This window comes from Lachnospira multipara ATCC 19207, assembly GCF_000424105.1.
GTDB classification, from domain to species: domain Bacteria; phylum Bacillota; class Clostridia; order Lachnospirales; family Lachnospiraceae; genus Lachnospira; species Lachnospira multipara.
Window position 1 is genome coordinate 494,195 of record NZ_AUJG01000001.1, and the last position, 23,196, is coordinate 517,390.

At 36.2% G+C, this 23,196-nt stretch carries 20 protein-coding genes; 18 read left to right on the forward strand and 2 right to left on the reverse strand.

Annotation, left to right across the window (positions count from 1 at the left end; genetic code table 11):
* Window positions 1-206: 206 nt before the first annotated feature.
* From G600_RS0102125 to clpB, 5 genes are all read left to right on the forward strand, one after another.
* On the forward strand, window positions 207-2,084 hold the full coding sequence (locus G600_RS0102125) for a beta-glucoside-specific PTS transporter subunit IIABC (protein ID WP_027430459.1): 1,878 nt from the start codon (window positions 207-209) through the stop codon (window positions 2,082-2,084).
* Window positions 2,085-2,245: 161 nt separating this feature from the next.
* Window positions 2,246-3,685 carry a glycoside hydrolase family 1 protein gene (locus G600_RS0102130; RefSeq protein ID WP_027430460.1) on the forward strand — a complete coding sequence of 480 codons (1,440 nt, stop codon included), beginning with the start codon at window positions 2,246-2,248 and terminating at the stop codon, window positions 3,683-3,685.
* A gap of 214 nt (window positions 3,686-3,899) precedes the next feature.
* A complete protein-coding gene (locus tag G600_RS0102135; protein ID WP_027430461.1) occupies window positions 3,900-4,580 on the forward strand; it encodes an FAD-dependent thymidylate synthase in 681 nt (226 codons plus the stop codon).
* 20 nt (window positions 4,581-4,600) lie between these two features.
* Window positions 4,601-5,428, forward strand: coding sequence for a Cof-type HAD-IIB family hydrolase (locus tag G600_RS0102140; RefSeq protein WP_027430462.1), 828 nt, complete (start codon window positions 4,601-4,603; stop codon window positions 5,426-5,428).
* A gap of 267 nt (window positions 5,429-5,695) precedes the next feature.
* Entirely contained in the window at window positions 5,696-8,284 is a 2,589-nt protein-coding gene (gene clpB, locus G600_RS0102145) for an ATP-dependent chaperone ClpB (RefSeq protein WP_027430463.1), read from the forward strand.
* Between the two features lie 257 nt (window positions 8,285-8,541).
* Here the strand turns inward: clpB and G600_RS0102150 are convergent, their stop codons facing one another.
* Window positions 8,542-8,721, reverse strand: coding sequence for a DUF4250 domain-containing protein (locus G600_RS0102150; RefSeq protein ID WP_031555340.1), 180 nt, complete (start codon window positions 8,719-8,721; stop codon window positions 8,542-8,544).
* Window positions 8,722-9,013: 292 nt separating this feature from the next.
* Here G600_RS0102150 and ppdK point away from each other — a divergent pair, with 292 nt between their 5' ends.
* The 9 genes from ppdK (at window position 9,014) to G600_RS0102195 (ending at window position 18,707) form a co-directional block, all read left to right on the forward strand.
* A complete protein-coding gene (gene ppdK, locus G600_RS0102155) occupies window positions 9,014-11,647 on the forward strand; it encodes a pyruvate, phosphate dikinase (RefSeq protein WP_027430465.1) in 2,634 nt (877 codons plus the stop codon).
* 1,004 nt (window positions 11,648-12,651) lie between these two features.
* Entirely contained in the window at window positions 12,652-12,888 is a 237-nt protein-coding gene (locus G600_RS0102165; RefSeq protein ID WP_027430466.1) for a hypothetical protein, read from the forward strand.
* A 293-nt stretch (window positions 12,889-13,181) separates the two neighbouring features.
* Window positions 13,182-14,465, forward strand: coding sequence for an AAA family ATPase (locus G600_RS0102170; protein WP_027430467.1), 1,284 nt, complete (start codon window positions 13,182-13,184; stop codon window positions 14,463-14,465).
* Window positions 14,458-15,123 carry an RloB domain-containing protein gene (locus tag G600_RS0102175; RefSeq protein ID WP_027430468.1) on the forward strand — a complete coding sequence of 222 codons (666 nt, stop codon included), beginning with the start codon at window positions 14,458-14,460 and terminating at the stop codon, window positions 15,121-15,123. The genes G600_RS0102170 and G600_RS0102175 overlap by 8 nt, the downstream gene beginning before the upstream one ends.
* 435 nt (window positions 15,124-15,558) lie before the next feature.
* Window positions 15,559-16,329: a nuclear transport factor 2 family protein gene (locus tag G600_RS0102180; RefSeq protein WP_027430469.1), complete on the forward strand. Its 771-nt coding sequence runs from the start codon at window positions 15,559-15,561 to the stop codon at window positions 16,327-16,329.
* A 109-nt stretch (window positions 16,330-16,438) separates the two neighbouring features.
* Entirely contained in the window at window positions 16,439-16,879 is a 441-nt protein-coding gene (locus tag G600_RS0102185) for an Rrf2 family transcriptional regulator (protein ID WP_027430470.1), read from the forward strand.
* Between the two features lie 55 nt (window positions 16,880-16,934).
* Complete coding sequence (locus tag G600_RS16125) at window positions 16,935-17,009, forward strand: 4Fe-4S binding protein (protein ID WP_242839150.1); 75 nt, start codon at window positions 16,935-16,937, stop codon at window positions 17,007-17,009.
* 5 nt (window positions 17,010-17,014) lie between these two features.
* The gene (locus G600_RS0102190; RefSeq protein WP_027430471.1) at window positions 17,015-17,818 is read left to right on the forward strand and encodes a protein-ADP-ribose hydrolase; all 804 of its coding nucleotides are present in this window, start codon (window positions 17,015-17,017) and stop codon (window positions 17,816-17,818) included.
* Window positions 17,772-18,707 (forward strand): SIR2 family NAD-dependent protein deacylase, encoded by a 936-nt coding sequence (locus tag G600_RS0102195; protein WP_034245177.1) that lies wholly within the window; start codon window positions 17,772-17,774, stop codon window positions 18,705-18,707. Before G600_RS0102190 ends, G600_RS0102195 begins: the two co-directional genes overlap by 47 nt.
* Window positions 18,708-18,813: 106 nt before the next feature.
* On the opposite strand, the gene G600_RS0102200 is transcribed toward G600_RS0102195, so the two are convergent.
* Window positions 18,814-19,419 carry a TetR/AcrR family transcriptional regulator gene (locus G600_RS0102200; RefSeq protein WP_027430473.1) on the reverse strand — a complete coding sequence of 202 codons (606 nt, stop codon included), beginning with the start codon at window positions 19,417-19,419 and terminating at the stop codon, window positions 18,814-18,816.
* Between the two features lie 116 nt (window positions 19,420-19,535).
* On the opposite strand from G600_RS0102200, the gene G600_RS0102205 reads away from it, so the two are divergent.
* The 4 genes from G600_RS0102205 to G600_RS0102220 all read left to right on the forward strand — a co-directional run bounded on the left by G600_RS0102205 (window position 19,536) and on the right by G600_RS0102220 (window position 23,186).
* Window positions 19,536-20,243, forward strand: a complete 708-nt coding sequence (locus G600_RS0102205; protein WP_027430474.1) for a DsbA family oxidoreductase — start codon at window positions 19,536-19,538, stop codon at window positions 20,241-20,243.
* 4 nt (window positions 20,244-20,247) lie between these two features.
* Entirely contained in the window at window positions 20,248-20,874 is a 627-nt protein-coding gene (locus G600_RS0102210) for an MBL fold metallo-hydrolase (protein ID WP_027430475.1), read from the forward strand.
* A gap of 102 nt (window positions 20,875-20,976) precedes the next feature.
* Window positions 20,977-21,687: an ATP-binding protein gene (locus tag G600_RS0102215; protein WP_027430476.1), complete on the forward strand. Its 711-nt coding sequence runs from the start codon at window positions 20,977-20,979 to the stop codon at window positions 21,685-21,687.
* A gap of 455 nt (window positions 21,688-22,142) precedes the next feature.
* Window positions 22,143-23,186, forward strand: coding sequence for an exonuclease/endonuclease/phosphatase family protein (locus G600_RS0102220; RefSeq protein WP_027430477.1), 1,044 nt, complete (start codon window positions 22,143-22,145; stop codon window positions 23,184-23,186).
* Window positions 23,187-23,196 lie beyond the last annotated feature (10 nt).

Sequence of the window (23,196 nt, forward strand, 5' to 3'; positions counted from 1 at the left end):
GTAATTAATCTTTAGGGATTGTTACGAGTTATGTCGGCAAAACCCGGAAGGACCAGTAATATAGCGGAATGTTTTTCGCATGTACTATTGTGCCCTTTCGGGTTTTTTTAGTGGGGTAACCCATTTATATATAAGTCGAAAAATTATTATTATTTATTTAGGGAATGTTTAAAGGGGTTTTTACATTACCTAGAATGGAGGACCGTATGGCAAGTAAGTATGATGGCCTCGCTCGAATTATTATTCAGAACGTAGGCGGCAAAAGTAACATTGCAAATGTTACACATTGCGTAACAAGACTTAGATTTACATTAAAAGATGTATCTAAGGCAAACACAGACATTTTAAAGGACACAGATGGTATTGTTACAGTACTTAACAGTGGTGGCCAGTATCAGGTTGTAATTGGTAATCATGTACCTGATGTTTACAAGACAGTTGTTGAAGTAGGACACCTAGAAAGCCTTGCAACAGCAGAGGCAGAAGATGATCCAAATGCTCCAAAGGAGAAGGTAAATCCTTTTAACGCATTCATTGGTATTATCACAGGTTGTTTCACACCTTTACTTGGCGTTTTATGTGCTATGGGTATTATTAAGGGTGTATTAGCACTCCTTGCAGCTGTTGGTGTGTTAGCATCAGATGGAACAGATGCAACTTATAATATTCTTTATTCACTTGGTGATTCAGCATTCTATTTCTTACCACCAATCATTGGTTATACAGCAGCTAAGAAATTTAAGATGCCTGAAATCGAAGGTTTATTACTTGGTTGTGCAATTATTTATCCTTATCTTTCAACAACATCAGGATATGCAATTGACAATTTATTTGGTATTCCAGTAACAATGCCAAGCTCAGGTAACTACACAAGCTCAATTATTCCTATTATTTGTGCTGTTGCTTTTGCTGCTTGGATTAGAAAGTACATTGCTAAGATTATTCCAGATGTAATTAAGACATTCTTTGTTCCATTAATTACACTCTTTATCGCATTCGTTATGACAATCTATGTTATCGGACCTGTATCAGCACTTCTTGTTGATTGGATCGGTGCAGGATTTAACGCTATTGCAGGATTTAACAACATTGTTTATGGTTTATTTGTTGGTTTCTTCTGGCAGATACTCGTTATGTTTGGTTTACACTGGGCTTTAGTTCCAGTTGCTATGGTTGCTATTAACTCAGGTCAGCCTGATACAATCCTTGCAGCTATGTTTGCTACAACATTTGCTCAGACAGGTGCTTGTATCGGTATCTGGATTAAGACAAAGGATAAGAAGATTAAGGGACTTGCTCCTGCTGCTATTATCTCAGGTGTTTGTGGTGTTACAGAACCAGCTATTTATGGTTTAACATTACCTAAGAAAGCTCCTTTCTTTAGAACTTGTGCAATCGCTGGTATTGGTGGTGCAGTATTAATCGCTTCAGGCGTTAGAGCATACACAATGGCAGGTATGGGTGTATTTGGTTACACAGCATTTATTACACATTCAAATGCAACAAATGGTATGGTTACAGCAGTTATCGTATCTATCGCAGCTATTTGCCTTGGTGCTATTTCAGAATTAATCTTCTACAAGGATTCAGCTCCTAAGGCTCCTGCTAAGAAGGTTGAAACAGGCTCTGCTAAGGGCGAAGTAGTTGCAGCTCCTATTAAGGGTGAAATCAAGGATCTTTCAGAAGCTCCAGATGAAGCATTTGCTTCAGGCGCTTTAGGTAAGGGACTTGTAATTGTTCCAACAGAAGGCAAGTTATATGCTCCTGCTGATGGCGAAATCACAGTATTCTTCCCATCAGGACATGCTATTGGTATGAAGACAGCTAATGGTGCAGAAATCCTCATCCATGTAGGTATGGATACAGTTAAGTTAGACGGCAAGGGCTTTACAACAAAGGCTAAGCAGGGTGACAAGGTTAAGAAGGGCGACTTATTACTTGAATTCGATATTGCTACAATTCAGGAAGCAGGTTATAAAATCGATACACCAGTTATCATTTCTAACTCAGATGAATATGCAGATATCATCCCAACAGATGCTAAGAATTCAGAAGTTGGTGCTGATTTAATTACATTACTCTAAGATAAAGAATAATAATTATAATTAAAATGAGTTTAAACCGGCGAGGTTTATGCCCCGCCGGTTTATTATTAAAAGCATTAGATAAATATTTCACAATAGTTTGGCTAGACTAGAGGGGAATATTAAAGATGGATGAAATAGAAAGGAGATTAATATCTTATATGAAGAAGTTTAGAGACGATTTTTTATGGGGTGGCGCTACAGCTGCTAACCAGTTTGAAGGAGCTTGGGATTTAGATGGTAAGGGACCTTCTATTTCAGATATGTGTACTAATGGTTCTCATACTAATCCTAAGAGACTTACAACAACAATAGAACCAAATACTTTATATCCTAGTCATGAGGCAATAGATTTTTATCATCATTACAAAGAGGATATTGCCCTCTTTGCAGAAATGGGATTTAAGACATTTAGATTCTCAATTAACTGGACAAGAATTTATCCTACAGGTATGGAAGAAACACCTAATGAGAAGGGCTTAGAGTTTTACGATAACGTAATTAACGAATGTGTTAAGTATGGTATTGAACCACTTATTACAATTTCTCATTATGAAATTCCATATGCTTTAGTTGAAAAATATAATGGTTGGTATTCAAGAGAAGTAATTGATTGCTATGTAAGATATGCAAAAACTCTTCTTGACCGTTATTCAGATAGAGTTAAGTATTTCTTAACATTTAACGAAATCAACTCAGGTACAATGCCAATGGGTGCTGTACTTTCACTTGGTTGTGTTAAGGGCTTAAATGTAGCAATGAATGAAATTCCAGATGAACCTCAGATTCGTTATCAGGGTCTTCATCATCAGTTTATTGCTAGTGCACTTGCTGTTAAATATGCTCATGATAATTATCCAAAAGTCAAGATGGGTGATATGAACATTTTCGCAACAATGTATCCACTAACATGTAATCCTGATGATGTGGTTGGAACACAGAGAGCTATGCAGATGATGAACTGGTTCTGCTCTGATGTTCAGGTACGTGGTGAATATCCTTACTATGCAGATAGATTCTTTGAAGAGAAGGGTATCACAATTAAGAAGGAAGCAGGAGATGATGAAATCTTAAAGGAAGGTACTGTGGACTTCTATACATTTAGTTATTATATGTCAAACTGCTACTCAGCAGATCCAGAAAAGCAGGCTGGTAAGGGAAATATTATTATGGGTATTCCTAATCCATATCTTAAGGCTTCAGATTGGGGCTGGCAGATTGACCCTAAGGGTCTTAGATACTCTCTTAATGAAATCTATAGCCGTTATCAGATTCCTCTTATGGTTGTTGAAAATGGCCTTGGTGCAAAGGATGTACTTGAGGAAGACGGTTCAGTACACGATAGCTATAGAATTGACTACTTAAGACAGCACATCGAGCAGATGAGAGAAGCAGTTGCTGATGGCGTTGACTTAATGGGTTACACACCTTGGGGTTGTATCGATTTAGTTTCAGCTTCAACAGGTGAGATGGCTAAGAGATACGGTTTCATTTACGTAAAGAAGTACGATGATGGAACAGGCGATTTATCTAGATCTAAGAAGGATTCCTTCGATTGGTACAAGAAGGTAATCGCAACTAATGGCGAAGATTTAGACTAATTATTACTTATACTTTTTTCTTATATTTTATTGGGTCAGGCAACTGGCCCAATTTTTTAGAATTTGGAAAATGTATCGCAATCTAAAAATGAAAATATTTTTCTTTTTATTTAACAAAAATCTATTTATATACTATATAATTAAGAGAGTTTGATAAATTAGATTTTTATGTTAATATAAGCAAGCAGAAAAAAGAAATAGGAGAGAAATAGATATGGGTAAAATAATTATTCAAGAAATGACAGCTAAGAACCCTATTCAGCTTATGGGCATGGAAGCAGGTGTATGTTGGGGTGGCGATACAAGTGATGCCAAGAAGAACTACAAGAGAGGTTTATCTTGTATTAATTCAGGACATGGTAGAGTTTTAGAATATCCTCAAGTATATATGATAATCGATGGCTATTCAGCTAAGGTTATAAGAGAGTTTTATACACATATTGGAGGAAGTCCAACAAGACTTCAGGCTTCAACTAGATATATTGATTACACAGGTGCTAGCGATTTTGAATATGTTATGCCACCTAAGATTGCGGCTAATGAAGAAGCAAAAAAGATTTATATGGAAGCAATGAAGAATATTAATGATTCAGTTGCTAAGCTTAATTCTCTAGATATTGCAAAGGAAGATAGTTCTATGCTTTTACCACTTGGTATGACAACTAAGGTGGTATTTAGAACTAACCTTAGAATGCTTATTGATATGTCTCACCAGAGATTATGTACAAGAGCATTTTGGGAATATAGAGGGCTTATGAATGATATAAAGAAGGCACTTGCAGACTACTCTGAGGAGTGGAAGGAAGTTACAGACAACTACTTCAAGGCAAAGTGTGAAGTATCTGGTTATTGTGAGGAGGCAAAGTCTTGCGGAAGATTTCCTAAGAAGCAGTAACTAATAGGAAAGGAAATACAATGGAGAAGAAGGTAATATTTTTAGACATAGACGGAACACTTAGAGGCTTTGATGGTGTTATCCCTGAATCTACAAAAGAGGCAATTAGACTTGCTAGAGCTAATGGCCATGAGACAGTAGTGTGTTCTGGTAGAAGCCTTTATCAGATAGATAAGTCAATACTTGACCTTGGCTTTGATGGCATAATTGGTGGAGCAGGAGCTTTTGTGATTCATAAGGGCGAGGAGCTTTATCATCACTACATGACCAAGGAGCAAAAGGAAAAGCTCTTTGGCTATTTAGATGATAACGACATTATTTACACAGTGCAAACAGATAAGGAATCCGTTGTGCCAGCGGCTATTGAAGAGGATATGATAAACTACTATAAGGAGCTTGAAAGCATTGGTATTCCTCTTAAAAATGTAGCAGGTAAATTAAAGATTGAAAAGGATATCGTGGCTAATCCTAAGGTGGAGAAGCTAGTTTTCCATAGATCTAGAAAGTCGCTTAAGGAAATCGGAGATTACCTTGGAGACGAATTTACTTTAGTTGGTCTATCCTTTACTCCAGATGGTGTAAATGTAGGCGTTGCCGGAGAAATTGGAATCGGTGGCATTACAAAGGCTAGCGGTATTGAGGCCTATTTAAAAGCAGCCGGTGTAACAAGACAGAATTCTATTGCCTTTGGTGATGGCTATAATGACTTAGAGATGATTGAGTATGTTAACTGCGGAGTTTGCATGGGAAATGGCGTGTTACAGTTAAAGGAAATTGCAGACATGGTAACAGATGATATCGATAAGGATGGCTTATATAAGGGCTTTAAGGAGCTTGGATTAATCTAGCTTGGATTATCTTACTTGGACTTGTCGATTTAATCTGGCTTGAAGGCTAGAGAGCTAGTAGCCTTAACTAAATATTGACTTTTAAATGCAGTTTGGGACGCGTAAAGTGGCGGCCTAGACTGCATTTTCTTATTAATTATAAAAAAATAATAAATTAGCACTCATCACTTGACAGTGCTAACAACGAATGATATAACACAATTAGTAGGAATCAAGACACAATTTATGGTTTTACTGATTATGAAATTATGAAAAGGAGGAGCGCGTATGAATATAAATAAGTTTACTCAAAAGTCAATTGAAAGTATTAATAATTGCGAGAAGTTAGCTTACGAATATTCCAATCAGGAAATTGATCAGGAACATTTACTTTACTGCTTAATGACAGTAGAGGATAGCCTTATTAGTAACCTGATTGAGAAGATGGGAATAGATAAGGCTGGATTTTTATCGGCCGTTGAAGATTTGCTTAAAGGAAAGACTAAGGTATCAGGAAATGTTCAGTTATACATGAGTGGTGACCTTAATAAAGCACTTATAAATGCAGAGGATGAAGCCAAGAAGATGGGGGATTCTTATGTATCTGTAGAGCATATATTTTTATCATTAATTAAACATGCTAATAAGGGATTAAAGGCGCTTTTTAAGACATATGGAATTACTAGAGATACTTTCCTTTCAGTCCTTGCAAGTGTGCGCGGAAATCAAAGCGTTACAACAGATAATCCAGAGGCAACTTACGATACACTTTCTAAGTATGCAAGGGATTTAGTTCAGGCAGCAGCTGATGGAAAGCTTGATCCAGTTATTGGTAGAGATAATGAAATACGAAATGTAATTAGAATTCTTAGTAGAAAAACTAAGAATAATCCAGTTCTTATTGGAGAGCCTGGTGTTGGTAAGACAGCTGTTGTTGAAGGACTTGCCCAGAGAATTGTGGCAGGAGATGTGCCAGAGGCTCTAAAGAATAAGAAAATATTTGCTCTTGATATGGGAGCACTTGTTGCAGGTGCTAAGTATAGAGGTGAATTTGAAGAGAGATTAAAGGCTGTACTTGATGAGGTTAAGAACTCAGACGGTGAGATAGTTCTTTTCATTGATGAGATTCACACAATTGTTGGCGCTGGTAAGACTGAAGGTTCAATGGATGCAGGTAATATGTTAAAGCCAATGCTTGCTAGAGGCGAGTTGCATTGCATTGGTGCCACAACACTTGATGAACACAGAGAATACATTGAAAAAGATCCTGCTCTAGAGCGTAGATTCCAACCTGTAATGGTTGATGAACCAACAGTAGAAGATACAATTTCAATACTACGTGGACTTAAGGACAGATATGAAGTATTCCACGGAGTTAAGATTACAGATGGTGCTCTAGTATCTGCAGCGGTACTTTCTAATAGATATATTAGCGAAAGATTTTTACCAGATAAAGCAATTGACCTTGTGGATGAGGCCTGCGCTATGATAAAGACTGAGCTTGATTCAATGCCAGCAGAACTTGATGAACTTAAGCGTAAGGTTATGCAGCTTGAAATTGAAGAAGCTGCGCTTAAGAAGGAAACAGATAGACTTAGTATGGATAGATTAGCTAGTCTTCAGGAGGAGCTTGCAAGTCTTCGTGATGAATTTAATGCTAAGAAGGCTAAATGGGATGCTGAAAAAGTTTCTGTAGATTCCGTAAGCAAGATTAAGGAAGAGTTAGAAGAGGTTAATAAGGAATTACAGGCAGCACAGCGTGATTACGACTTAGAGAGAGCTGCTAAATTACAATATGGTAAATTACCAGAGGTTAAGGCAAGACTTGAAGAAGCCGAAAAGAAGCTATCTGAAAGAGATTTAAGCCTTGTACATGAGTCAGTAACTGAGGAAGAAATTGCTAAGATTATTTCTCGTTGGACAGGAATTCCAGTAGCTAAGTTATCTGAAACAGAAAGAAATAAGACTCTTAATCTTGATAGAGAACTTCATAAGAGAGTTATTGGTCAAGATGAAGGTGTAACTAAGGTAACAGAGGCTATTATTAGATCTAAGGCAGGAATTAAGGATCCATCAAAGCCTATTGGTTCTTTCCTTTTCCTAGGACCTACAGGTGTTGGTAAGACAGAACTTGCTAAAGCTCTAGCAGAAAGTCTTTTTGATGATGAGAGCAATATTGTAAGACTTGATATGTCTGAGTATATGGAGAAGTATTCAGTGTCTAGACTTATTGGTGCGCCTCCAGGATATGTTGGATATGAAGAAGGTGGCCAGCTAACAGAGGCAGTAAGAAGAAAGCCTTATTCAGTTGTATTATTTGATGAAGTTGAGAAGGCACATCCAGATGTATTTAACGTACTTTTACAGGTACTTGATGATGGCCGTGTAACAGATTCTCTTGGTAGAACAGTAGATTTTAAGAATACAATTATTATTATGACAAGTAATATAGGTTCAGAATATCTACTTGAGGGAATTGATGAAAATGGACAGATAAAGGATGAGGCAAGACAGCTTGCAACAAATGATCTTCATGCACACTTTAGACCTGAGTTTATTAATAGACTTGATGAGATAATTATGTTTAAGCCTTTAACTAAGGATAATATTTCAGGTATTGTTAATCTCTTAATTGATGACCTTAATAAGCGACTTGCAGATAAGGAGCTAAAGATAGAATTAAGAGAGGATGCTAAGGACTTTATTGTAGATAATGGATATGATCCTGCGTTTGGTGCAAGACCATTAAAGAGATATGTTCAAAAGACAGTAGAGACTTTAGTTGCTAAGTTAATTCTTGCAGGAGACTTAAACACAGGAGATACTATTGTTATTGAATGTGATGGAAGTGGTCTTGTAGCCAAAAGAAAAATTTAGTGCTTATTTCCTAGATAAATAGCACTCTACAATAAAGATATAAAAACCGATAATATAGTTACAAGGGAATGTTTTGCGTATGAAACCTCTTGAATACCTGTACTTAAACCTGGTGGATTTGAGAGGGTGTATCGAAATATTCTAGGGCATTGCCTAGAAAAGCTGAGGCTGACCATGAGTTTGGTAAGTAATTACCTGTACAAAATGGTTAACCTCAGCTTTTTGTATTAATAAGAATAATAGTCTTTAGATTAGATTTATACGAATTGGTTTGACTTAATGTCATATTCGTAGTCAATAAGCATAAGCTTATATTTTAAATCTGATTCTTTAATATCAAAGGCCTTGCAGAAATCATCAAGGCTTTTATAATTATCTCTTAATTGTGTATTTACGTAACTAAGTAACATTACTGGATCCTTTGGCATCTCTAACATATTCACCACCTTTTTAATTCTTATTTACTTATATCAAAAATGTGTGACTTTGGCAAATGTTTACATAGGGAAAAATAACTTATGAAAAATAGTAGACTCATTTTTTCTAAAAAGATGCATATTATTGCTGAAAGATATTGAATTTAAGCATATTTTTTGTTAAACTAATGAAAGATAATTAATTGACAATTGAATAACTATATTTGAAATGAACCCAGATGAGACTATAAAGATTGGGGAATAGTCGAATTTAGGGGATTTCTTTAATGACTTTTTACAATGGAGGTAAAAAATGAAGAAATGGGTTTATTTATTCACTGAAGGTAGAGCCGACATGAGAAACCTTCTTGGTGGTAAGGGTGCAAATCTTGCTGAAATGACTAATATTGGTCTCCCAGTACCACAGGGCTTTACAATTACTACTGAGGCTTGCACTCAGTACTATGAAGATGGAAGAGAAATCAATGATGAGATTAAGGGCCAGATTGAAGAGTATATCTTAAAGATGGAAGAGATAACTGGCAAGAAGTTTGGAGACAAGGAAAATCCGCTTCTTGTTTCTGTTCGTTCTGGTGCTAGAGCTTCAATGCCAGGAATGATGGATACAATACTTAATCTTGGACTTAACGAGGAGGTAGTCGAGGTAATTGCTCGTAAGTCTAACAATCCAAGATGGGCTTGGGACTGTTATAGAAGATTTATTCAAATGTATTCAGATGTTGTAATGGAAGTTGGTAAGAAATATTTCGAAGAGCTTATTGACAAGATGAAGGAAAAGAGAGGGGTTAAGCAGGATGTTGATTTAACAGCCGATGACTTAAAGGAACTTGCTTGTCAATTTAAATCAGAATATAAATCAAAAATAGGTAAGGACTTCCCAGATGATCCAAAGGAACAGTTATTTGGCGCAATTAAGGCTGTGTTTAGATCTTGGGATAATCCTAGAGCAAATGTATATAGAAGGGACAATGATATTCCTTACTCATGGGGTACTGCTGTAAATGTACAGTCCATGGCATTTGGTAATATGGGCGATGACTGTGGTACAGGTGTTGCATTTACAAGAGATCCAGCAACTGGTAATAAGGGACTCTTTGGTGAGTTCTTAACTAATGCACAGGGTGAGGATGTAGTTGCCGGTGTTCGTACACCAATGCATATTAGTGAGATGGAAGAAAAATTCCCAGAGGCCTTTAAGCAATTTAAGGAAGTGTGCGAAATCCTTGAAAATCATTACAAGGACATGCAGGATATGGAATTTACGGTAGAGGCTGGTAAGCTTTATATGTTACAGACAAGAAATGGTAAAAGAACTGCACAGGCTGCTCTAAAGATAGCTTGTGATTTAGTAGATGAGGGCATGAGAACTGAGGAAGAAGCTGTTGCTATGATTGATCCTAGAAACCTAGATACACTTCTTCATCCACAATTTGATAAGGATGCTCTTAAAAATGCAACGCCAATTGGCAAGGGACTTGGAGCTTCTCCAGGCGCTGCTTGTGGTAAGATTGTATTTAATGCTGAAACAGCAATTGAATGGGCAGCTAAGGGAGAAAAAGTAGTGCTTGTAAGACTTGAGACAAGTCCTGAAGATATTACTGGAATGAAGGCAGCAGAAGGAATCCTTACTGTTCGTGGCGGTATGACAAGCCATGCAGCTGTTGTAGCTCGTGGAATGGGCGAGTGCTGCGTTTCAGGATGTGGCGATATAACAATGGATGAAGAAAATAAGCGCTTTACCCTTGCAGGAAAGGAATTTACTGAAGGAGATTATATCTCAATTGATGGTAGTACAGGTAATATCTATGATGGTGTTATAAAGACAGTTGATGCCAAGATTGCTGGAGAATTTGGCAGAATTATGAATTGGGCTGATAAATACAGAAGACTTAAGGTTCGTACAAATGCAGATACACCAGCAGATGCAAAGAAAGCTCGTGAACTTGGAGCTGAGGGTATTGGACTTTGTAGAACAGAGCATATGTTTTTTGAAGAGGATAGAATTGCAGCCTTTAGAGAGATGATTGTATCCGATTCAGTTGAGGAAAGAGAAGAGGCACTTGAAAAGATTTTGCCATATCAGCAGCAAGATTTTGAAGGCTTATTTGAGGCATTAGAGGGTAATCCAGTTACAATTAGATTCCTAGACCCACCTCTTCATGAATTTGTTCCAACAGAGGAAGCAGATATTGAAAAATTAGCTAAGGCTAAGGGAAAGACAGTTGCTGAAATCAAGGCTATGATTGACTCATTACACGAATTTAACCCAATGATGGGTCACAGAGGCTGTAGACTTTCAGTTACATATCCTGAAATCGCTAAGATGCAGACTAAGGCAGTAATTCGTGCAGCAATTAATGTTTCAAAGAAACATCCTGAGTGGAAAATTGTTCCTGAAATTATGATTCCACTTGTTAGTGATATTAAAGAATTTAAGTTCGTAAAGAAGATTGTAGTGAAGGTGGCAGATGAGGAGATTAAGGCAGCAGGCATTGACCTTAATTACGAGGTTGGTACTATGATCGAGATTCCACGTGCTGCTCTTACAGCTGATGAGATAGCTAAGGAAGCTGACTTCTTCTGCTTTGGTACTAATGACTTAACTCAGATGACATATGGCTTTTCTAGAGATGACGCAGGTAAGTTCTTATCTGCTTATTATGACACTAAGATTTTGGAAAATGATCCTTTTGCTAGACTTGATAGAGATGGCGTTGGTAAGTTGATGGAAATGACACTTAAACTTGGCCGCCCAGTTAATCCTAAACTTCATGTAGGAATTTGTGGCGAGCATGGTGGAGATCCATCATCAGTAGAGTTCTGTAATGAAATCGGCTTAGACTATGTCAGCTGTTCGCCATTTAGAGTACCAATTGCGAGACTTGCAGCAGCACAGGCAGCTATCAGCGACAACAAAAAAATCTAAGTGAAATCAAATTTACAAAAGAAGCCGAAGAAAAAGCTATACAATTAGCTGCATTTAATATATTTGTTCAATTATATAAAAATGATAGAATTACGTTAGAAGAGTTAAGGTGTGTTGCAGACAAGCATAATATAGAATTTAATATGTCAATTTTAAATTATACTTGATTGCTATTTTGGGTTAGAAAAAATTAAAACATAAGAAAGCCCCGGTGCGCCATACAGATAAAAAATCTGAAGATAGACGCATGGGGGCTTGTTTTGGTATTAGTAAATATGCTAGTAGGACTCTTTTGGGGGAAGGTTGGGATTAATGTAATTTTTATGGAAAGGAAAAATTACATATAGTAGGATATAAAGATAAAAATTTTATTGGGCATATAAATTTGGGCTATTGTCTATATGAAGAAAAATTTCCCATGTAGGGCAATGAATCTTAAGATTTCTTCTGTGCTTTTCATCTTTTTCACCATTATTTTACTTATATGGGCAATTTTAATTTTTCAAAACCATGAAAAGGCAAGAATTTGTTGCCTTTTTGACAGCATTTTGTGTGATTTGGATTAGTTGTAAATTTATTGAAGTTTTCCAAAATCGGAAATTTAATCTTTTTCCAGACTTTTCTCTTGATTTAGGCAATCCAGCCAGCAATTCCATCAGCGAAGCCGATTACAATCCGGCCAGTAACTTAGAGGTTCAGAAAATGAACCTGAGCAATCTGGCCTGTAGCTTAGAGGTTCAGGAAATGAATTATGCATTTTAATTCGTATTGAACAAAAATGCGGAATCCGCAAAAATGTCCATTAACACTTTGTTTTTGTAACCTTGTGAATTATAATTAGGTTACGAAAGTAAAGTGAGATGAAGCACATGAGTAAATATGAATTAATTGAAGAGTTGTTTTATTTTTGAGGGGGTTTTTAAAAATGATAAAATTTATAGGTATAATAAACGATGATTATTGTATGGAATATGAACAACTTCCGAAAGATGCGATTTTAATTGATGAAAAAAATAGATAAATTCGGATTTGCTGCTGGAGTAGTGGGAGTGTTTTTTGGCTTTCTTGTATTGCTGTGGAAACAATATATTTGTAATGAAGGTTTATTTCCATTAAAAAGAAATATGATTATTATTGGATGTATTATTGGAGTGATAATGTTAGGAATACATGAGATTCTACATTTATTACCATATCCTAAAGCTGCAAATAGATGTATTGCAATAAATCAAGGAAAATGAAAATAATAAGTGGTAAAGAAGGATTCTATTATTATAAATAGAAAGAAGGATTAGCCTTTTTCTTATAGATTTAACGGAGCTATTATTATCATAGACAAGTGAGAGGTAAACAAAAGCCACTCACTTGTTTTTTTGTAGAAGAATAGGAAGCAGATTTAAACGCCTTGACTACAACAAAACGAAACCACCTCGGTGTGTCAAAACAAAAAAATGTTTTGACAATTTGCTACGATGGTGTATACTAATAGTGCGGAGTTTGATAAACCAAAAAAATGTTTTAGGAGGCTTGTGACATGTTGTTGAGTTATAAGTTTAAAAATTTCTTGTCGTTTAAAGATGATGCGGAATTTACAATGCTTGCCCCAAGTAATAAAGTTAAGAATCGATTTCCAGATAATTACGTAAAATTAAATAGTGGATATGATGTTTTAAAAAATGCAGTTATAGTTGGAGAAAATGCAGGTGGAAAGTCTAATTTTGTAATGAGTTTTTATTATTTTAGAGATTTGTTTATAACCAATGCATTTGTACATTCATATAAAAATTTAATTAATGCAAATAATAATATAGAGAAGTGTCCGCTGGAGAATGAAACAAATCAAATGTTTGAAATAGAGATGTCTGGAGAGAATGACATTATTTTTCATTATTATGTTGAGTTTGATTGTGTTTGCATTGTAAAAGAGTATTTGGAATATAAGAATAAAAAAGAATCTAAATATAAGAATATATTCTGTATAGAACGTATGAGTAGTAAATTAGAATGTGATCATAATGCGAATAATTGTGATATTGAAGAATGTAAAAGAACAGGGAAAATAGCTTATTCGATAAATACCAATGATATTGATCCGTCGATAGAAAAAATAGTATCTCAATCTAATACAGATGGTTCTTTGTCAAATAATTTATATGGATTATTTGTATCTAAGTTTGCTCTGCTTGGAGAAGAGCGTGCATTGGAATTTATTAATCTTATACAAACAGCAATTTGTCCTGTTTTATCATCCAGAGACTTTAAGACAGATTTTGAAGATCCTAAGAATAAAGATGAGTATTTAAGAATCTTAAATACTGAGGAATATTTAGAAATATTTAGATTAGTGGATTACAGTATAAAACGTATTGAGATAGACGAGAGTAATCCATTTAGAGATACGATGATATATAGAAAATCTAAAACAGGTAAAGAGTTTGGAAGAAAGATTGGAATGGATTCAAGTGGTGTTTATGAGTTTTTCTTGTGGGCAATTCATATATATGAGGTTGTTTATTTGAATAAAATAATAATTGCTGATGAAATGGATAAGGTGCTAAATCCGGTTCTTTCTGATCGTGTTATGGCTTTCCTAAATGCTAAGAATCATGCTGGGCAGTTTATTTTTACATCTCATAATGTTTTGCATTTAGATTTAAAGAACTATATGAAAGAACAAATATTTTTTGTTACTAAAGATTCAGAAACATTGGAATCAGAACTCTATTCGTTAGCTAATTTTCCAGAAGTTCGTTATGAAACAACAAAAGTGTATGAGTTTTATATGAAGGGAATACTGGGAGGTACAGCAATTGAGTAGAAAAGAACGTAGTATCAAAAAGGTATTTAAAGTATTTTGCGAAGGAGATACAGAATATAATTACTTTGATAATATACGAACAACAAAAAATATAAGTTTGGCGATTCGACCTGTAAATATGGGAGGCGGAGGATATGCTAATTTTATTAGTAAATTAAAATGTGATTCATATTCTAACTGTATTGCTAAATTTATTGTGGTAGATGGAGATAAAGCACATGCGGATAGTTCAGAACAGAAAAGACTGGATGAATTAATACAGTATTGTAGGATGCAAAATAATAGTAAGAGAATACCACATATATTGATTGTCAACTTTCCGGATTTTGAATATGTCGCATGTTTGCATTTTGAAAATTATAATGGGAAAAATAGTGAACAATTTATAACGGGTGAATTGAAATACAAAAGTATATCCGATTTTAAGTCGGACAAGAAGGTTCTTATTAACATTGAAAATAAAGGAGGGTCTTTTAATAGCTTACTTAAGGCAATTAATAGGAATAATGTGATTGTTAACAATAAAATATCTGTCAAGAAGAAAATATATGAAATAACTGTTGACAAAACCGAGTACTATTCACAAAATATTGGGAAAAAAGGAACTAACATTAATGATTTCTTTGATGTTTTAGATAAGCTTGGAATCCTGATATGATTTAATCAAACAAGAAGCGCCAAGATTGATTGGCGTTTCTTGTTATGTAGTGCTTGCTTTTGATAATGATTATAGCTTGACAGATAAAGGCAATCTATTTACTATATAAACATAAGACTAGGTCAGGAAGCGTACGACGCCCTGGCCATTTTTTTTGGAGAAAATATGAAAGAATACAAAACTTTTAATCTTAGTAGCGTCTAATCATTATGGTTAGGCGTTTTTTTATTTGGAAAGGGAGGCTGATGCTTTAAATCCAGGTGTTTATCTACACCTGGAAATTTTTTTGAAAAATTTTAGATGTAACCATTGACATTACATCAAAACAATGTTATATTAACATTGTCAGATGAAACCACCATGGTTACATCGATGAACTTTTTAACATTCGAGGATAATTACCTCGCAGGGCAGGGCCCAGAAAGGAACATAATTATGACAAATAAGGAAAAAGCATTAGCACTCATCGGAACATTCGTATCAGGAGATACAGCAAAGGCAAAGGAACTTCTTGCAACAGGTTATATTCAGCATAACCTCGCATTTGGTACAGGAGCAGATGCATTTGTAGCAGCAGTTGAAGGACTTGCACAGGCACCTGTAAAAACAACTGTTAATAATATTCGTGCATTTGAGGATGGAGATAAGGTTTTCCTTCAGACAGTATATAATTTTGCAGGAGCAGGAGAGCAGGTCGGATTCGATGTTTTCAGATTCGATGAAGACGGTAAGATCGCAGAACACTGGGATAATTTAGCAGACAAGGCAGCTCCTAATCCATCAGGACATACTCAGATTGATGGAACTCTTGAGAAGAAAATTGTAGATAAGGAAGAGACACGTATGGTTGTAGCTGGATTTGTAGGCGATGTACTTCGTGGGGAGAATCCTGACAAGCTCACTTCTTACTACGATGGAGATAAATATATTCAGCATAATACTTCAATTGCAGATGGTCTTTCAGGTCTTGGAGCTGCACTTGAAGCTATGGCTAAGCAGGGAATCTCAATGGTTTATAACAAGACTCATATGGTTCTTGTAGATGGAGATTATGCACTTGCTTGCTCAGAAGGAAGCTTTGGCGGTGTAGCTACAACATACTATGATCTTTTCCGTGTTGAGAACGGATTTATCGCAGAGCACTGGGATGTGATGGAGACATTAGCTGATAAGTCTACATGGGCTAATGAGAATGGAAAGTTCTAATGTAACCGTTGCAATTACATTTGCCATGAAGTAAAATGATGACAGGAGGGCGTAAACGTTCGTTGTACGATTGTTTCGCGCCTTCCGAAATGGAATGGAGAGATTAAAAATGCAGATATCAAGTAGATTTACGGTTGCACTTCACATTTTTACATGTGTGGATACATTTAAAGATGAACACAAGGTAACGAGCGATTTTCTCGCAGCCAGTATAAATACGAATCCTGTCATCATTAGAAAGATACTTACTCAGCTTAAAAACGCAGGGTTAATAAATGTTATCAGAGGAACAGGCGGAATAGAGCTTACAAGAGATCTTAAAGACATAACTTTTTATGATGTGTATCAGGCAATAGAGCCTTTGGAGGATGGAAATCTATTCAGATTTCATGAAGCACCCAATCCAGAGTGCCCTGTTGGTAGGAATATCCATTCACTTTTGGATGATAAGTTGAAAAGCATCCAGGAAGCGATGGAATCAGAGATGAAAAAATACACTCTTAATGATTTAAGATCCGGAATGCAGGAACTGTTGGCAAAAGAAGCTTAATAAGAAGCTTAATAATGAGACTCTGAGGTGTTTACTTCAGAGTCTTTTTTATGTCATAGAGCAGGAACATTGTCTGCACTGTGGTAATTGTTTGAATACCTGTCCTGCCGGGGCAGTAGTTAGGAGATGATAGCTATGCAAAAGAATAGAACACAGGACGAACGTCTTGATTATCTTGTAGAAGAGTTCAAGGCAGATTCAGATGAATATAAGGAATTACAGACTCCAAATAGTAGAGAAGATAAAAGACGAATCTTAAGGTCGCTTATGAACATCCGTATGCCAAGAGAATTGCCCTCTGAGGTAATGAAAGTACAGGATGAATATCTGACAGAGAGAGCGGCTGAAAAAGGTATGGTGAATCTATCAGACATTCCAGTTATCAGGGATGGACTTTCAATCTGGCAAGGAGATATCACAAGACTTGCGGTGGATGCTATTGTTAATGCCGCTAATTCGCAGATGCTCGGTTGTTTTGTCCCGATGCATACTTGCATAGATAACTGTATCCATACTTTTGCAGGAGTGCAGCTTAGAGCCGAGTGTAACAGGCAGATGAATGAACTACGAATCAGATTCGGAAGAGACTATGAACAGCCCACCGCAGTTCCAATGCTCACTGATGCGTATAATCTTCCGGCAAATAAAGTTATTCATATAGTAGGTCCAATCGTACAGTACGGCCTTACTCCTGAATTGGAAAAGGATTTGGAGAACTGCTATAGAAACACTTTGGATATGTGTGCTGAAAATGATTTGAAGAGTGTTGCTTTTTGCTGTATTTCCACAGGGGTATTTCATTTTCCAAATAAAAAAGCTGCCGAGATTGCGGTTAAGACTGTATCAGAGTGGCTTTGTGATAATCCTGGCAAGGTAGAAAGGGTGATATTCAATGTTTTTAAAGACGAAGATAAGACCATTTATGAAAAACTTATGTAAGGGAAGCAAAGAAGAACAAGAAAGCCGACTAAAAAAAGAAATCAAGGAAGCAGACGCCATTGTCATTGGTGCAGGTGCAGGATTATCAACATCAGCAGGGTTTACTTATAGTGGAGAACGTTTTCAAAAATATTTTTTCGACTTTGAAGAGAAGTATGGATTTCATGATATGTATTCGGGCGGCTTTTATGTGATGCGGTTAGAACCTGAGATTTCATGGGCGTACTGGGCGAGAAATATTTATATCAACCGCTATATGAAAGCCCCAAAGCCTGTATATGAAATGTTGTTGGAGTTGGTTAAAGAAAAAGATTATTTTGTCATCACAACAAATGTAGATCACCAGTTTCAAAGAGCAGGTTTTGACAAGAAGAGACTATTCTATACGCAGGGTGATTATGGTTTATTTCAGAGCGTGAATCCTGCTATTCAGAAAACTTTTGATAATGAAGAGTGGGTAATGAAAGCTATGGAAGCACAAGGCTTCATTCAGGATGAAGCCGGCGTATTTCAATTGCCAGAGGATGGAAAAATCAATATGGAAATTCCTTCTGAAATGATTCCAAAGTGCCCTGATGACGGCTCTGATATGACTATGAATTTGAGAGCGGATGATTCTTTTGTTGAAGATGAAGGATGGCATAGGGCATCTGCAGCATATTCTGATTTTATTCGCAGACATGAGAATCTCCATGTTCTTTATCTCGAATTGGGAGTAGGAGCTAATACGCCCGTAATAATAAAGTATCCCTTCTGGCAGATGACTTTGGCAAATGAAAAGTCTGTATATGCCTGCGTGAATTTCGGCGAAAGCTACTGCCCAGAGGAAATTGCAGATAGAAGTATATGCATTGATGGCGATATTGCAAGCATATTACAAGAATTGTAAACTTGCATATTGCAACCATATTACAAGAGTTATAAACTTACGTATTGTGAGCATATTACAAGAGTTGTAAGCTTACATATTGCAAGCATATTGCAAGAGTCATAAACTACATATATTGCAAGAAATAAGAGTGGATTATACGATCTATGGATTTTTCAATATCACTTTTTCCATCTGATAAGCACCACTCAAAAATACAGCCTTTTACAATAGTGCAGATGTCTACACTCATAGTGTGTACGTCTGCATTATTTTTTATATATCCACCTTCTTTTAAGATTCCTAGTTCATCTTCACATCTTGCCATAACAGTGCCATCAAGGAACTTTCCATCTACCTCACTCATATAGGAACTGAGTGATGAGTTAGAGCTAGAATAAAAGCTCTTCATGAAATCTAAGCCCAAATCCAAGTATCTGTTCACAAGCTTCATATATAGTTCAATGATCCTGTCAGCTGGATGGGATAAGTTATTTTTTAGTTCACATTCTTTAAAAGGTATCTCCTGGATAAAATACATGAGAAGATCATCTTTATCTCTAAAGTAATGATAAAAAGTTCCTATTGATGAATCCGCTTCTGTACAAACATTTCTTACAGTTACAGAGTCTGCACCGCTTTTTTTGATAAGACGTATGGTTGCATCTATTATTTTTTGTTTTGAATCCTGCTTATTTGTATTTTTTGCAGGTCTACCGCATTTTCTTGGCATATTTAAATCCTCCTTTATAAATTTCTCAAAATTGACCTATTGACATTATAGAACATGTTCTATATAATTGCAATCACAAACAAATAAAACACGTTCTATTTAAGGAGGTAAAAATTATGAAGATTACATATTGGTCAGATTATGCATGTCCTTATTGCTATATTGGAGAGACAAGACTTAAGAATGTTATTAAAGACATGCCAGAGTTTAAGGATGAAGAAGTTGAATTTGAAATGAAGGCATTTCAGCTTGATCCATATGCCGGAGTACATGCGATTAGTGATACACAGACAAGATTTGCCAAGAAGTATGGCATCTCTATGGAAGAGGCAGGAGATACAATTGAACATATTTCCAAGCTTGGAAGGGATGAGGGCATTGACTTCAAATACGCAACAACTCTTTTTACCAATACCATGGATGCACACAGACTTACTAAATTTGCTATGGAAAAGGGCGATAAAGAGCAGACAGAAAAACTAATTGAAAAATTATATGCAGCATATTTTACAGATAATAAGGAACTTGCCAACAAGGATTTATTGTTATCTATTGCTGTGGATTGTGGATTTGATGCAGATGAAGTAAAGGCTGTGTTAGACTCAGATAAATATCACGATGAGGTTGTGCTTGATGAAAGAGAAGCAGCTAGATATGGAATCCATGCAGTGCCATGTTTTATCATCGGTGATTATGCTTTGCAAGGAGCACAGCCTGCTGAGTATATGAGGTCAGCACTAGTAAAAGCGTTGGAAAAAGAAAGCCGTAAAGTAGAAGAGTCACAGGGAATGACCTGCGGTCCAGATGGCTGCAGAATAGGATAAAGATATGATTTTTGAAGTTCCTGTAAAAGGCTATTTTTATGAAAATTGTTATTTCTATATTGATGATGAAACAAAGCACGGGTTTTTGATTGATCCAGGCGCAGAAGCTAAAAAGCTTTTAAAACTTATATCTGATAAGGGCTGGAATATTGAAAAAATATTGCTTACCCACGGTCATTTTGATCATACCGGGGCTGTAAATGAGATTAGAGATGCTCTTGGAATCCCGGTAATTGCTCATACAAATTCAGATCAGTATCTGCTTGATGACTATATGAATCTTTCTGCGCAATGCGGCTCCTCTATAACCATAGAGGGCGTACAGTATACAAAAGATGGTGATATTCTGGCACTTGAAGCAAATCCAGATTTCAAGCTAAAGGTTATATACACTCCGGGACACACGACGGATTCGATTATCTTTTATTCAGAAAAAGATCTGGTTGCCTTTGTAGGAGATACAATCTTTAAAGGATGCATCGGCAACTATAAATATCCAGGTGGCAATCTTAAGAGTCTTCAGGATAGCATAATTGACAAGATATTTACCTTGCCTGATGAGACTATGCTGTTATCAGGGCACTCGGATAAAACGAGCGTTGGGATTGAAAGACAGAGGTATGGTCTGTAAAAAGAAGGGATAACTTTATTTTTGAAAATGTGGTTATAACAACATAATTATTTCTCTAATCATACTATACTTGCACCATAAACTGAAAGGAATGGTGCAGCGATGATAAGACAGATCATTCATATTGATGAAGAAAAATGTAACGGATGTGGTATATGTGCTAAAGCCTGCCATGAAGGTGCAATTGATATTGTAGACGGTAAGGCGAAACTAGTTAGGGAAAATTTCTGTGATGGTTTTGGTGACTGCCTTCCGGGGTGTCCTACAGGAGCAATCACTTTTGAAGAAAGAGAAGCACCGGCTTATGATGAAGAGGCTGTAAAGAAAAGTCAGGAAATAAAGGCAAAGCATCATGAAGGTGGATGCTTTGGTTTACGAGCAATGTCTTTGGGAGGAGCAGGTGTTGAAAATGAATTGCCGGAGTCAGTATCTGCTTATAGTAAGCCTGTATCAAGGCTTATGCAATGGCCTTGCCAGATAAAGCTTCTTCCTACAAAGGCTGATTTTTACGATGGTGCGAAGCTTCTTATTGCAGCAGATTGTACAGCCTATGCTTATGCAAATATGCATGAAGATTTTATGAAAGGGAAAGTAACCCTGATTGGATGCCCGAAGCTGGATGATATAGACTATACAGATAAGCTTACACAGATAATTGAAGGAAATGATATAAATAGTGTCACTATTGTACGAATGGAGGTTCCGTGCTGTGGTGGGCTCCAGAGGGCAGCAGAGAATGCTCTAAGAAACAGTGGAAAGTTTATTCCGTGGCAGGTTGTGACTATATCACGTAATGGAGAAATATTGGGTTGATGGAGATTTAACGGTGCTATTATTATCATAGACAAGTGAGAGGTAAATAAAAGCCTCCCACTTGTTTTTTCTTTTGCAGAGGAAGTTGGTAGCAACCATCCGAAGCCATGAGATCAGTGCATCCTGCAGCTTCGAGGTGTACGCCAATTTTTGTCGGGCAAATATGATGTCACTTAGCATTCACTTTATAAAGAGACTGGCGAGTATGATGAGAGAAATAAGTTGGAAATACAACGTTTTTTGCATCAGACGCTAAAAGTTAGAGTTGGAGAGGCTTTTGATGTTGTAAAACTATAGAAAAAATCCCCTCTTCTCCTTGAATATTTGGTATAATGATAGGTATGAAGAAAAATGAGAAGAGGGAATTTCATCTTTTGGAGTACATATTTTGATACAGCTAATAGGTTAGTATTAGTACAACTAAAATAGTTTATAAATAAAAGATGGAGGTTTTTATGGCATCGGATTATAAAATTGGTTCATTTAATATTCAAAAGCTTGGAAGGAATTCCATGTTGAAAAAAGATATCAAAAACATAGCCGAAATAATCACAGGAAATAAGATGGATGTAGTGGCTTTGCAGGAGATATCTGGTAAAGAACCATTAAAAGAAATAATGAAGGCATTGGATGGAGCAATCATTTCTGAAGTGAGAAGTCCTTCCAATAATGCGCGAGACTCTTATTTTTATGAGACTAGAAATTGGGCGAGCTGTTGGGCAAAACCAATTTCTCAAATTGGAGGGAAAAGTGCAGAAGAGGGATATGCTTTTATTTGGAACAAGCGACGACTTGAATTACCGGTAAATAAGAGGGGTGATGTAAGTTATCCGGACATCTATTTGAATGGTGGAAAGGTAATCCGTCCTCCGTTTTATGGAAGATTCTTAATTAAGAGTTGTAATACTGAAATACGTTTGATTAATACACATATTGTTTTTCGTAAGACTCCGGTGGAGGATGATGAATTGGAAGATAATCGTTCTACTGCAAGTGATTACGAGGAGCGAATTAAGGAATACAAGGTCTTGGCAAATGAAATATATCAGCGTATTTACGTAGATAGTATTGGAACAAGACAAGTGTTGACGTTTATTCTTGGTGATTATAACATGTGCCTGGAAGGTTCTAATTCATCTGATTTGAAAGCAATTATGCCAAAAGATATTCAGCGGTTAGAATATGGAAAGCATGTAATAAAGACTATTCAAAATCAGAAGACAACCATTAGAAGTAGGTCAAAAAGTAATCCAAATGGTGTGTACATAGGTGAGGAAAATCTTGCGAATAATTATGATTATTTTTCTTACGAGGAGAAGTTAGAGGACAGTATTGATATCGAGGGACATAGAATTGATGCTGAAGGAACCTATCATGATAAGTTCCAACAGGTGGTGGATAATGATGGTAATCCAGTAAAGAATGAGTTTGAAGCATATAGGATGCTCGTATCAGATCATTTACATATTATGATGACAGTAGCTATATCGAAAGGATAAAGAGGGAGGT